This is a genomic window from Chromobacterium sp. LK11, from assembly GCF_001043705.1.
GTDB lineage: Bacteria > Pseudomonadota > Gammaproteobacteria > Burkholderiales > Chromobacteriaceae > Chromobacterium > Chromobacterium alkanivorans.
This window is the reverse complement of record NZ_LDUR01000008.1, coordinates 128,556-140,935: the sequence shown is the minus strand read 5'-3', so window position 1 is coordinate 140,935 and position 12,380 is coordinate 128,556. Positions and strand designations below refer to the sequence as shown.

Sequence of the window (12,380 nt, the reverse complement as noted above, 5' to 3'; positions counted from 1 at the left end):
AAACAGGTTCTTAGGGCGAAGGCTGGCTGGAGCAGTCCAAAGGTTCGCCGCGCCAGGTAATGCTGGCCTCGCGGCCCTTGATCCACAGCTCCAGCCCCGGCGCCGCGTAGCGCGCGCCGCTGCCGCTCAGGCCCTGGTGCAGGATGGCGGTGGAGCCGTTGTACTCCAGCTTCACCGTGGGCGGGTGAGTGCGGTAAAAGGTGGCCAGCACGGTGCGGGTGGCGTTGCCCTTGCAGACGTAGCGCAAGGGCGTCAGCGACGGGGCCAGGCCCCAGGCCGCCTGCAACTGGGTGATGCGCATGATGTAAACGTCGCCCAGGCACATATGCATGTCCTCGGTCTTGACGCAGTCCTTCAGGCTTTTCACCCAGCGCCGCTGCTCGGCGATCAGCTTGGCCTCGGCGCCCGGCCGCCCCTGCTGCGCCTGCTCCAAGGCCTGGGCGTAAACCTTCTCCAGCCTGTTGTCCTGCCGGGTCAGGCTGTCGTCCTGACACACCATGGCCTCCACCGGATTGCCCGGCTTGTCGCAATTGAAATCGGTCGCCGCCGGCGCGTTGGCCTCCGCCGCTTCCTCCACGGCCTTGCCGCTCTCCGCCGCGCGGCCGTGGCCGCCCTCCGAACCGCCCTTGCCGGCGGCCAGCGCCAAGGCCGGACACAATATGATCAAGCCGACCAGCCTACGGGCGGATCCAGGCATACCGATTTCCTCTGAACTGCGTTATTCGCCGCCCATCCCGGGCGGACACATCAAAACAGGGCATCTTGCCGCCGCGGAGCCCAAACGCTCCGGCGGCGTGACAGCATGATACCAGTTCGCCCATTCGCATTTATTAATAATATCGGCCGTCAAAACGACCGCGCGCGGCTTTGAATTCCGCTGGAATGGATATGACAATGCGGCGACAAGTTCCCAAGCCGACGATTTGAAGGTAAACTCCGGCCTCCCGCGCGCAATTCCAATCTTTGCGCGCCGCGCGCGCTTCATCCCGAAGCGCCCATCGCATCCCTAACTTTTTCCCGTCAGCCTGGATTGGTTCGCACATACTGCGATAGGCCGTCGCAGGAGCAAACATGTCCACACTCACCTTTGCCGACCTCGGTCTGGCCGAATCCCTGTTGCGCGCCGTCAGCGAAACCGGCTACACCACCCCCACTCCGATCCAGGCCCAGGCCATCCCGCAAGTGCTGCAAGGCGGCGACCTGCTGGCCGCGGCCCAGACCGGCACCGGCAAAACCGCCGGCTTCACCCTGCCCTTGCTGCAGCTGCTGATGGGCAAGCCGTCCACCCAGCCGGGCCGTCCGCGCGCGCTGGTGCTGACGCCCACCCGCGAGTTGGCCGCTCAGGTTGAGGAGTCGGTGCAGACCTACGGCAAATACCTGCCGCTCAAATCCATGGTGATGTTCGGCGGCGTCAACATCAATCCGCAGACCCGCGAGCTGCGCAAGCCGCTGGACATCCTGGTGGCCACCCCCGGCCGCCTGCTGGACCACGCCGGCCAGCGCAACATCGATTTGTCCGGCGTTGAGATCCTGGTGCTGGACGAAGCCGACCGCATGCTGGACATGGGCTTCATCCACGACATCCGCAAAGTGCTGGCGCTGCTGCCGGCCAAACGCCAGAACCTGCTGTTCTCCGCCACCTTCTCCGACGAGATCAAAGGCCTGGCCGACCGTCTGCTGGACAGCCCCAAGCTGGTGGAAGTGGCGCGCCGCAACACCACCAACGAGCTGGTGGACCAGAAGATCCACCTGGTGGACCGCGACCGCAAAACCGACCTGCTGATCCACCTGATCAAAGAGCGCAACTGGTTCCAGGCGCTGGTGTTCACCCGCACCAAACACGGCGCCAACCGCCTGGCGGAAAAACTGGAGAAAACCGGCATTCCCGCCGCCGCGATTCACGGCAACAAGAGCCAGAACGCGCGCACCCGCGCGCTGGCCGACTTCAAGAGCGGCGAGCTGCAGGTGCTGGTGGCCACCGACATCGCCGCGCGCGGCCTGGACATCGACCAGCTGCCGCACGTGGTCAACTTCGAATTGCCCAATGTGCCTGAAGACTACGTGCACCGCATCGGCCGCACCGGCCGCGCCGGCAGCAAGGGCGAGGCGGTGTCGCTGGTCTGCGTCGACGAGTTCAGCTTCCTGAAAGACATCGAGAAGCTCACCAAGCAATCGATCGAGCGCTTCGCGGTGCCGGGCTTCGAGGCGGATCTGTCGGTCAAGCCCGAACCCATCCCGATGGGCGGCGGCAACCGCCGCGGCCAGCCGCAGCGCCAGGGCGGCGGCGGCAAGCCGCGCCACCAGCCGGACAGCAAGCCCACCGGCCACGGCCATCGCTCGCCGGCGTCCAAGCCGCGCCAGGGTCAAGGACAGGGTCAGGCCAAAAACGCCACAAACGGCCAGCCGGGTCAGCGCTCGTCGCAAGGCCAGGGTCAGGGTCAACGCGGCAAGCCCGCCTCCTCGCGTCCGAGCTCGGCGTTGTTCAGCCCGCCGAAAGGCCGCTAAGCCTCCTTCCGCGGCGTCGCGCCCTGTCGGCGCGGCCGCCGCAGCGCCCCTTCGCCGGCCCCGCGGCGATGGAAGCGCTTTACGGCGAGCGCCAAACCTGCCTACGATTCAGCAACAGGCCCTGGGGCCGACAACAATATCGAGCGGAGGCGGCGCGCGCCGCGCTCCGCGCGGGCAGCACGCGTACAACGCGCACAGATCGAGCAAGGATTCGGGGAAATGATGAGACTTCGCAGCTGGCTGCTGGGCAGCCTGGCTGTAGTCCTGCTGGCGGCAGCTCAGCCGCAGGCCGCGCCACGTCTGAAAATCACCCTGTCCAACCAGGAGTGGCCGCCCTATATGGGCAAGGAACTGCCGTACGACGGCATTTTGTCGCGTCTGGTCAAAGAGGCGTTCGCCCGTTCCAACGTCGACGTCGCCTTCCGTTACTACCCCAACAACCGCACGCTGCAATCGGCGCGCAACGGCACCGTGGACGGCAGCTTCGGCTGGGCGCCGACGCCGGAGCGCAAGCAGGATCTGCTGTTCACCCAGCCGGTGCTGCATGCGCGCATGGTGTTTTTCCAGCGCCGCAACGCCAGCTTTCCCTGGAACGACCTGTCCAATCTGCGCCACGCGCGGGTGGGCGTCACCGTCGGCAATTTCTATTCCGACGAATTCAACCGGCAGGTCAAGGCCGGTCACCTGATCCCGGACATGGCGCCGGACGACGTCACCAATTTGCGCAAGCTGCTGGCCGGCCGCATTGACCTGTTCCCCATCGACATGGAAGTGGGCCAATACCTGATCGCGCGCAACTTCCAGCCTCGGCTGGCCCAGCAGCTGGAGCCGCAAAACAAATCGTTCTGGGTGGCGCCGCTGCACGTGGTGATCTGGCGCAAGCACCGCCAGGGCCCGGAATTGGTGGAGCGTTTCAATCGCGGCCTGAAGGCCTTGCAGGACAGCGGGGAGTTCGATCGCATCGTGGCGGAAACCCGGGCGGCCAGCCTGGCCTACCACAAGCCGATCAAGGCGCAGTGAAAAGAAGGCGAAGCTAGGGCGCGTCCGCGCTGCTCAGCACCACCGGCCGGCCGTGGAAATAACCCTGGAACCAGTGGAAGCCCAGCTCGCGGCAACGTTCGAACTGCTCGCGACTGTCCACCTTTTCCGCCAGCAAGATGCCGTCGAAATCGCTCAATTGGGCCATCAGCGCCGGCAGCCGCTCCGGCTCCACCGCCGCCACGTCCACCTTGACGATGTCCACCAGCGGCAACATCGCCGTCTGATCCGGCCCCAGGTGGATCACGTCGTCCAGCGCCAGGCGGAAGCCGCGTTGGCGCAGCAGCGCCATCCGTTGCAGCAGGGCCTCGGTGACGGTCACCGTTTCCAGTATTTCCAGCACCAGCCGCTCCGCCGGCAATTGGTCCAGGATGGGGTCTTGCAACAAATCGGCGCTGGCGTTGATGAAACCGGGAAACTGGCCCAACACATCCGCGCAGCCCAGCTCTCCGAAGGCGTTGCGCAGCACCTCGGCGCTGGCGAGCAGATCGTCGCGCACCAGGGCGAAATTGGCCGGACTGGAGCGGAACAATAGCTCATAGGCCACCAGTTGCTGCTGGCGGTCGACGATTGCCTGCCGGCCAAGATAACGTGAAGAATTAGGCATGCCGACGATACTACAGGATATTGCCGCCGCTGTTGGGCATCTCCTGCTGAAGCGCCCAAAAAATATGACAGCTTATGCCTGACCCGCGCCATTAAATGCGGTAAGGTTGCAAATTACCCTCAAGTCAGCGAGTCCGCCATGTTGCCTACCCGACAAATTCCTCGCGAGGAGATCAAAACGCTGCCGCTGTTCGCCGGCCTGACGCCGGAACAGGTGCGGCTGGCCGCCACGCCGGAACTGGCCGCCGCCGCGCTGCGGGAGTTGGGCGACTGCGCGGTGCTGGGCTTCGACACCGAATCCCGCCCCACCTTCCACAAGGGCGAAAAGCCGACCGGCCCGCACCTGATCCAGCTGGCCAGCGACGACGGGGCCTGGCTGTTCCCGGTGCAGGACGGCCAGTGCGCGCCGGAGCTGAAAACCCTGCTGGAAGATCCGCAGCGGCTGCTGGCGGGCTTCGAGCTCAGTTCCGACCAGGCGCTGCTGCAGCAACGGCTGGGCATACGCTGCGGCCGGGTGCTGGACCTGGTCTCCTGCTTCGACAGCGACGATGCGCGCATCACCGTCGGCGCGGTGCAGGCGGTGGCGCGGCTGTTCGGCCAGTACTTCCGCAAGTCCAAAAAACTGTCCACCACCAACTGGTCCAAGCTGCCGCTGACGCCGGCGCAGCAGGCCTACGCCGGCAACGACGCCTGGGTGGCGCTGCGGGTGTTCCGCGCGCTGGAAGCGCGCGGACGGCTGCCGCCGGCGGCCAGGCTCAAGGCAGACGCGTAATCCGGTTCAGCGCCGGCACCGCCACCGGCGAGGCGCCGGCGAAATAGCTCTCCAGCACGTCCACGTCCACGCCGCCGCCCACCCGATTGACGCCCTGGGTCAGCACGGTGAAGCCGTCGCCGCCGCCGGCGATGAAGTTGTTGACCTGCACCCGGTAGTTGAGCAGCGGATCGATGGCCACGCCGTTGATCTTGATGCTGGCGATGTCCACCTTGTTGCCCGTCGGCGCCGCCGGGTTCCAGCTATAGCTGAACCCCTTGGACACTTGCAGAATCTTGACCTTGGACGGATCGCTCCATTGCTGCTCCAGCAACTGGTCGATCTGCGCGCCGGTCAGGGTCAGCGTGGTCATCACATTGCCGAAGGGCTGGGTGGTGAACAATTGGCTGTAAGTGACGTCGCCGCCGGCGCCGGGAATGATGTCGGCACGCACGCCGCCCGGGTTCATGAAGGCCACCACCGCGCCCTGAGCCGCGCCGGCCGTCAGTTGCGCGTCGGCCACCACGTCGCCCAAGGCGGTTTCGCCGGCCGCGGACGGGGTGCGGTCCAAAGTGCCCGCCGCCTGGCCCACCACGCGGTTGGCCACCGGGGCCACCAGGTCCTTGTACAGCTTGACCAGATTGCTGACCGAGGCCAGCGGCGCGATGTCGCGGGCCACCACCCGATTCTGCGCCTGGATGGAGCCGGGCTTGACGTCGCGGGTGGCCGGGTCCAGCACGAAGTCGATCTCGGTGAACAGTTGGCCATAATTCTTGGCGCTGGTCACCCGACGGCCGTCTATCACGCAGTTGTAGGCCTGATGGGTGTGGCCGGTGACCACCAGCTTCACCGCCGGGTCCAGCTTCTTGACGATGTCGACGATGGGACCGGACACGCCGTTGCAATCGTTGAAGTTGCCGCTCTGGTAGCCGCCCTCGTGCACCACCACCACCACGGCGGACACGCCCTGCCGCTTCAACTGCGGAATCAGCTGGTTCACCGTGGCCGCCTCGTCCTGGAAGCTCAGCCCCTTGATGCCGTCCGGCGACACGATCTCCGGCGTGCCTTTCAGCGTCATGCCGATGAAGGCCACCGGGATGCCGCCGAACTTCTTGATCTCGTAAGCCGGGAACAGGGTGCCGCCGTCGCTTTTCTTGACGTTGGCCGCCAGGAACTTGAACTTGGCGCCGACGAACTTGCCGTTCTGGCAGGAAGTGGTGGTCGCGCCCGTCTTGCAGCCGCCGTTCTGCATCCGCAGCAGTTCCTGCTGGCCGTCGTCGAACTCGTGGTTGCCGACGGCGTTGAGGTCCAGGCCCAGCAGGTTCATCGCCTCGATGGTGGGCTCGTCGTGGAACAGACCGGACACCAGCGGGCTGGCGCCGATCAGATCGCCGGCCGACACCACCACGGTATTCGGCGATTTGGCGCGCAGCGACTGCACCCAGGCCGCCAGGTAATCGACGCCGCCGGCGTTGATCTTGACGGTCTTGCTCGGGTCTGCCGGATCCGGCACCGTCAGCTGGCCCGGCATTTCCAGATTGCCGTGGAAATCGTTGAAGGCGATCATCTTCACCACCACCGGCTGGCGCGAGACGCCGGTGTTCTGATCGCCCGGACCCCAGCCGCCGGAGCCGGCGGAACAGCCGAACAGCGCCAGGCTCGCCGCCAGGCACACGCTCATGGTTTTCAGTTTCACGAAACGCATCCTTGTCTTGTTTGTTGTCGCGCGCCGGCGCCGCCGGCCGCGATCGAATGGGGAGACGCCCGTCCACTGCCATGGACCGCGATGGACGCTCCGATCGCGCGCACTATAGCAAAACAAAATGACAAAGAGTTAAAACTTTCGTGATGCGAAGCAAAACGCCATGCCGGCCTCAGTCGGCGCGCGGCTCCGCCTCCAAGGCCGCCAGCGCGTCCGCGGTGTTGAGATTGGGAAAGAGGTGGTCGAACGCCACTTCGACATGGTCCAGCCCGGCCAGCCAGCCGCGGATGGAGCGGCCGCCGCCGGCCAGGTAGGCGGCCAGCCCGGCGCGCAGGCCGGGCCCCAAAGCCAGCAGGCTGGGATGCCAGCCTTCGCGGTCGCTCGCGCTGGCCGCCTGGCGGCCGGCCGCCACTTCCGCCAGCAAGCGGCGCGAGAAATCGGCCGGCAGCCGCACCGCGTCGCAGGGCATCACCAGCCAGACCGCGCCGTCGTCGCGTTCCAAAGCCGCCAGCACCCCGGCCAAGGGCCCCGGATAATCCGGCAGGCTGTCCGGCAACAGCGGGCAGCCAAAATCGGCGTACGCGTCCAGATTGCGATTGGCCGAAACCCAGACCCGCTCGGGCGGCGGCGTCTGCGCGGACAGCGCCGCCAAGGCGTGCGCCAGCAACGGCCGCCCGGACAGGACGGCCAGGCCCTTGTCGACGCCGCCCATGCGCGTGGCGCGGCCGCCAGCCAGGATCAGCGCCTGGTGGCTCATTGCCAGCGTTCCGCCGCCCGGGCGTCGCTGTGCTTGGCCTCCACCCAGCGCGCGCTGCCGTCGGCCAGGATTTCCTTCTTCCAGAACGGCGCGTCCTGTTTCAGGTAATCCATCAGGAATTCCGCGGCGGCGAAAGCATCGCGGCGGTGGCCGCTGGCCACCACCACCAACACGATGGCTTCGCCCAGCGTCAGCCGCCCGACGCGGTGGATGACGGTGGCCGCCTGCAGCGGCCAGCGCCGGCGCGCCTCCTCCACAATCGCGGCCAAAGCCTTTTCGGTCATGCCCGGATAGTGCTCCAGTTCCAGCGCCGTCACGTCGCGGCTGTCGCCGTAATCGCGCACCAGGCCGCTGAAGCTGACCACCGCGCCGCAGGCCGGGTTGCCGGACAGCGCGTCGATTTCCGCGCCGGCGCTGAAGCGCTGCGGCTGCACCCGCACCGTGAACGCGTCCATGCTCATCCTCCGGTCACCGGCGGAAACACCGCCACTTCGTCGCCGTCGCTCAAGACGGCGTCCAGCCGCGCCATCTGCTGGTTCACCGCCACGCGGAACACCCGGTCGGCGGCCAGCTCCCGCGCCCAGACTTCGCCGCGCAGCCGCAGCTCCACCAGCAGCTCCTCCACCGTGGCCGCCTCGCTGTCCAGGTGTTCGCTCTCCAGGCCGAACTCGTCCCGCAAGCGGGCAAAATACAAAAGATTCAGTTTCATCGCCTGCCTCCGTGCAGTTGAGCGGATACCGCAGTGTAAGCAATCCGCGCCGGGCCTCCAATACGTCAAGGTGGCTAGGCCCGCCCGCAAAAAAGCCCGCGCGCGGCGGGCTGGTCGGGGCAGGAGCGCAGATTCTTACTTGACGATCTGCGCCAGCTCGCCCTTCAGGTATTTATTGGCCATGGTGTCCAGGTTGATCGCCTTGATCTTGCTGGCCTGGCCGGCGGAGCCGAAGGCTTCGTAGCGGGCGATACAGATGTCGCGCATCGCGTCGGTGGACACCTTCAGGTATTTGCGCGGATCGAATTCGGCCGGGTGCTGGGCCAGGAAGCGGCGGATGGCGCCGGTGGAGGCCAGGCGCAGGTCGGTGTCGATATTGACCTTGCGCACGCCGTGCTTGATGCCTTCCACGATCTCTTCCACCGGCACGCCGTAGGTTTCGCCCAGATCGCCGCCGAATTCGTTGATGATCTGCAGCCATTCCTGCGGCACGCTGGAGGAGCCGTGCATCACCAGGTGGGTGTTGGGGATGCGGGCGTGGATTTCCTTGATGCGGTCGATGCGCAGCACGTCGCCGGTGGGCTTCTTGCTGAATTTGTAGGCGCCGTGGCTGGTGCCGATGGCGATGGCCAGCGCGTCCACGCCGGTGTCCTTGACGAACTGGGCGGCTTCTTCCGGATCGGTCAGCAGCTGGCTGTGGTCCAGCACGCCTTCGGCGCCGACGCCGTCCTCTTCGCCGGCCATGCCGGTTTCCAGGCTGCCCAGGCAGCCGATCTCGCCTTCCACCGACACGCCGCAGGCATGGGCGAAGTTGACCACGGTGCGGGTGACGTCGACGTTGTAGTCATAGTCGGCCGGGGTCTTGCCGTCGCTCTTCAGCGAGCCGTCCATCATCACCGAGGAGAAGCCGAGCTGGATCGAACGCTGGCACACGTCCGGGCTGGTGCCGTGATCCTGATGCATCACCACCGGGATATGCGGGAATTCTTCCACCGCGGCCAGGATCATGTGGCGCAGGAAAGGCGCGCCGGCGTATTTGCGCGCGCCGGCGGAGGCCTGCACGATCACCGGGGCGTTCACCTTGTCGGCGGCCTCCATGATGGCGCGCATCTGCTCCAGGTTGTTGACGTTGAAGGCCGGCAGGCCGTAGCCGAATTCCGCTGCGTGGTCCAGCAGCTGACGCATGGAAACGAGAGCCATGGTGTTCAATCTCCGCAAACTGCTCCGCCGGGGCGGAACATGGTTGGCGCCCGGACCGCGCAGCGGCCCGAGGCGAATTCATCAATCAGTGTCGGGACACGCTGGACAACAACACGCCGGCGCCGACGAAAGCGCCGCCGGACACCTTGTTGACCAGCTTGAGACGCCGCGCGCTGTTCAGCCAGCCGGCCAAACGCGCACCGCCGCCGGCGTAAGCCAGCTGCCACGACGCCTCGATCACGTAAAACGTCGCCGCCAGGATAGCCAGCTGAGGCCCCTGCGGCTGCTGCGCGTTCATGAACTGCGGGAACAGCGCGGTAAAGAAGATAAAGGCCTTGGGGTTGCTCATCGCCACCAGAAAGCCGGTGCGGAACATGCCCCAGGGCGTGTGCTTGCCGGTCGCCGCCTCGCGGATTTCCTCCACCGGCTGCGGCTGGCTGCGCCAGGTCTTGATCCCCAGATAGATCAAATAGGCGGCGCCGGCGTATTTTACCAAGGAAAACAGCAGTTCGGAGGTGGCCAGCACCGCGCCCAGTCCGGCGGCGGAGCCGAACATGATCAAACCCAGCGCCGTCATCAGGCCGAAGCAAGTCATCAGCGTGCGCCTAACCCCATAGTGAATGCCGTGGGTCATCGCCAGCAGCATATTGGGGCCGGGCGTGGCCGAGACGAAAAACACGGTGGTGACGAACAGCAACCAGGTATTGAGCGACATGGAAATCTCCGGCGGGTGGGCCATCAGGATGAAACGGCGATGAATAAGCCAGTGTAACGCAAGCCATTCATCCTGATCGCCTTTTTCCCTACCCTCAGCCCGCGCGCTCGGCCAGAATAGCCACCGCCGGCAGCTCCTTGCCTTCCAGGAACTCCAGGAAGGCGCCGCCGCCGGTGGAGATGTAGCTGATGTCGTCGGTGATGCCGTACTTGGCGATCGCCGCCAGGGTGTCGCCGCCGCCGGCGATGGAGAAGGCCGGCGAGGCTGCTATGGCCTGGGCCAGGGTCTTGGTGCCGCCGCCGAACTGCTCGAACTCGAACACGCCCACCGGGCCGTTCCACACCACGGTGCCGGCCTTGGCGATGATGGCGGCCAGCTCTCGCGCCGAATCCGGGCCGATGTCCAGGATCATGTCGTCGGCGGCCACCTCGGCCGCGCTCTTGGTCACGGCGGCGGCGGTTTCGGCGAATTCCTTGGCGCAGACCACGTCAGCCGGCAGCGGCACGTCGCCGCCGCGGGCGCGGATCTTGGCGATCACCTTCTTGGCCTCATCCACCAGCTCGGCTTCGGCCAGCGATTTGCCTATGGCCTTGCCTTCGGCCAGCAGGAAGGTGTTGGCGATGCCGCCGCCCACGATCAGCTGGTCCACCTTGTCGGCCAGCGATTCCAGAATGGTCAGCTTGGTGGACACCTTGGAGCCGGCGACGATGGCCACCAGCGGCCGCGCCGGCGCTTGCAGCGCCTTGCCCAGCGCTTCCAGCTCGGCGGAGAGCAGCACGCCGGCGCAGGCGGCCGGCGCGAACTGGGCCACCGCGTGGGTGGAGGCTTCGGCGCGGTGGGCGGTGCCGAAGGCGTCGTTGACGAAAACGTCGCACAAGGCAGCGTAGGCGCGGCCCAGGTCGGCGTTGTTCTTTTTCTCGCCCTGGTTCAGGCGCACGTTCTCCAGCATCGCCACTTCGCCGGGGGCCACGCTGAAGCCGGACCGCCAGTCCGCCACCAGGCGCACCGGCTTGCCCAACAAACCGGACAAGCGCTCCACCACCGGCGCCAGGCTGTCTTCCGGCTTGGGCTCGCCCTCGGTGGGGCGGCCCAGATGGGTCATCAGGATCACGCCGGCGCCGGCCTTCAGGCACAGCTCGATGGACGGCAGGCTGGCGCGGATGCGGGTATCGTCGCCGATGACGCCGTTTTTCACCGGCACGTTCATGTCCACGCGGATCAGCACGCGCTTGCAGGCCAGGGCCAGTTCGGAAAGTTTATTGAATTTCATCGTTCGCTCGCTCGGGTTTGGATTCGCTTGTCGATTGATTCATCGGCGCGGACTCCGGCTTGGCGCCGGGGCGGCCACATTTTTTGCAGTACGGAAAAAAGGCGAAATTGCGCGCGCCGCAGTCGCAGCCGCGGAACAGCTGCAGGCCGCAGTGCACGCAGTAGTCGGCGTCGTCGCCGGCAATATTGTATTGATGGTCGCAGGACGGGCAAGTTTTCTTCTGGTAGGCGCCCAGCGCCTGGGCGTAGGCCACGTGGCGCGCGCGCTCGCTCTGGCTTTGTTGCAGCTCGGCGCGTTTTTTCTCGGCGTAGCGCTGAAAGGCCTGGATCATGCACAGGCCGGCGAACACCGTCAGCGCGATGCCCACCGCCAGCCGCACATAGCCGCCGAAATTGGGCAGATAGGGCAGCAGCTCGACGAAGAAGGCGAACAGCGCGAACAGGCCGAAGCCGTAAACGAAGAACCAGTAGCGATGGGTACGGTAGCGGCTGAACAGCCATACCGCCAGCAAGAGCAGCGGCAGGATCACCGCCAGCCGCAGCAGGAAGACCTTCAATTCGAAACGCTGGTAGGCCTGCTGGTAACGGTCCTGGGCGACGCCCTCCACCCGGGCGATTTCCTCCTGCAGCGTTTGCCGGTTGCGCTCCAGCGCGCGCAGGCCGTCGCTCGCCCGGTCTTCCTTCTGCTGCCATTGCAGGATTTGCGCCTGCAGGGCGTCCAGCTCGCGGGTGCGGCGGCTGACTTCGGCGCTTTGCTGCGGATCGGCGCTGGTGGCGCGGCTGGCCAGCCAATTGGCCAGGCCCTTGCGCTGGGTCTGGTAATTGCGCTCCAGCTGTTCGCGGGTGGCGCCCAGGTTTTCCAGCTGGGCGCGCTGCGCGTCGTTCTGGCGCTGCAAGGCCTGCTGCCGCTGCCGCAGCGGCTCGACGCCGGCCTGCTGCTGCAGCGTTTCCAGCTGCGGCGGGCCGCCGTCCGGCACGTAGAACAAGTCGCGGATCACCAGCTCGCCCAGATTGGACAGAAAGCCGGCGAACACCAAGGCCACCAGCCAGGAGGCCAGCCGGACCCATTTTTCCGGGCGGGACAATGCTTGGTTCTGTCGCATGCTGCTCTCCTGTGACGGCGGGTTC

General features: G+C 66.2%; 13 protein-coding genes. 3 read left to right on the top strand and 10 right to left on the bottom strand.

Annotation, left to right across the window (positions count from 1 at the left end; translation table 11 throughout):
* Positions 1–10: 10 nt before the first annotated feature.
* Positions 11–697, bottom strand: a complete 687-nt coding sequence (locus VK98_RS04630; RefSeq protein ID WP_053077227.1) for an MliC family protein — start codon at positions 695–697, stop codon at positions 11–13.
* A gap of 374 nt (positions 698–1,071) precedes the next feature.
* On the opposite strand from VK98_RS04630, the gene VK98_RS04625 reads away from it, so the two are divergent.
* Together VK98_RS04625 and VK98_RS04620 are read left to right on the top strand one after the other, a co-directional pair.
* Positions 1,072–2,505 carry a DEAD/DEAH box helicase gene (locus tag VK98_RS04625; RefSeq protein ID WP_048412911.1) on the top strand — a complete coding sequence of 478 codons (1,434 nt, stop codon included), beginning with the start codon at positions 1,072–1,074 and terminating at the stop codon, positions 2,503–2,505.
* A 219-nt stretch (positions 2,506–2,724) separates the two neighbouring features.
* The gene (locus VK98_RS04620) at positions 2,725–3,525 is read left to right on the top strand and encodes an ABC transporter substrate-binding protein (RefSeq protein WP_053077226.1); all 801 of its coding nucleotides are present in this window, start codon (positions 2,725–2,727) and stop codon (positions 3,523–3,525) included.
* A 13-nt stretch (positions 3,526–3,538) separates the two neighbouring features.
* On the opposite strand, the gene VK98_RS04615 is transcribed toward VK98_RS04620, so the two are convergent.
* The gene (locus tag VK98_RS04615; protein ID WP_048412910.1) at positions 3,539–4,150 is read right to left on the bottom strand and encodes an EAL and HDOD domain-containing protein; all 612 of its coding nucleotides are present in this window, start codon (positions 4,148–4,150) and stop codon (positions 3,539–3,541) included.
* A gap of 138 nt (positions 4,151–4,288) precedes the next feature.
* Between VK98_RS04615 and VK98_RS04610 the strand changes: the two genes are divergently transcribed.
* Entirely contained in the window at positions 4,289–4,921 is a 633-nt protein-coding gene (locus VK98_RS04610; protein WP_048412909.1) for a 3'-5' exonuclease, read from the top strand.
* On the opposite strand, the gene VK98_RS04605 is transcribed toward VK98_RS04610, so the two are convergent.
* The 8 genes from VK98_RS04605 to VK98_RS04570 form a co-directional block, all read right to left on the bottom strand.
* Complete coding sequence (locus VK98_RS04605; protein ID WP_156187764.1) at positions 4,905–6,596, bottom strand: bifunctional metallophosphatase/5'-nucleotidase; 1,692 nt, start codon at positions 6,594–6,596, stop codon at positions 4,905–4,907. The genes VK98_RS04610 and VK98_RS04605 overlap by 17 nt on opposite strands.
* A 178-nt stretch (positions 6,597–6,774) precedes the next feature.
* Positions 6,775–7,359, bottom strand: coding sequence for a molybdenum cofactor guanylyltransferase MobA (gene mobA / locus VK98_RS04600; RefSeq protein ID WP_048412907.1), 585 nt, complete (start codon positions 7,357–7,359; stop codon positions 6,775–6,777).
* Complete coding sequence (moaE, locus tag VK98_RS04595) at positions 7,356–7,814, bottom strand: molybdopterin synthase catalytic subunit MoaE (RefSeq protein WP_048412906.1); 459 nt, start codon at positions 7,812–7,814, stop codon at positions 7,356–7,358. Before moaE ends, mobA begins: the two co-directional genes overlap by 4 nt.
* A gap of 2 nt (positions 7,815–7,816) precedes the next feature.
* Positions 7,817–8,068 (bottom strand): molybdopterin converting factor subunit 1, encoded by a 252-nt coding sequence (moaD, locus tag VK98_RS04590; protein ID WP_048412905.1) that lies wholly within the window; start codon positions 8,066–8,068, stop codon positions 7,817–7,819.
* 135 nt (positions 8,069–8,203) lie between these two features.
* Positions 8,204–9,268, bottom strand: a complete 1,065-nt coding sequence (gene fba / locus VK98_RS04585; RefSeq protein ID WP_043640341.1) for a class II fructose-bisphosphate aldolase — start codon at positions 9,266–9,268, stop codon at positions 8,204–8,206.
* Positions 9,269–9,353: 85 nt separating this feature from the next.
* Entirely contained in the window at positions 9,354–9,983 is a 630-nt protein-coding gene (locus VK98_RS04580; protein WP_043589187.1) for a LysE family translocator, read from the bottom strand.
* A 94-nt stretch (positions 9,984–10,077) separates the two neighbouring features.
* Positions 10,078–11,253 (bottom strand): phosphoglycerate kinase, encoded by a 1,176-nt coding sequence (locus VK98_RS04575; protein ID WP_048412904.1) that lies wholly within the window; start codon positions 11,251–11,253, stop codon positions 10,078–10,080.
* Positions 11,240–12,355: a zinc ribbon domain-containing protein gene (locus tag VK98_RS04570; RefSeq protein WP_048412903.1), complete on the bottom strand. Its 1,116-nt coding sequence runs from the start codon at positions 12,353–12,355 to the stop codon at positions 11,240–11,242. Before VK98_RS04570 ends, VK98_RS04575 begins: the two co-directional genes overlap by 14 nt.
* Positions 12,356–12,380 lie beyond the last annotated feature (25 nt).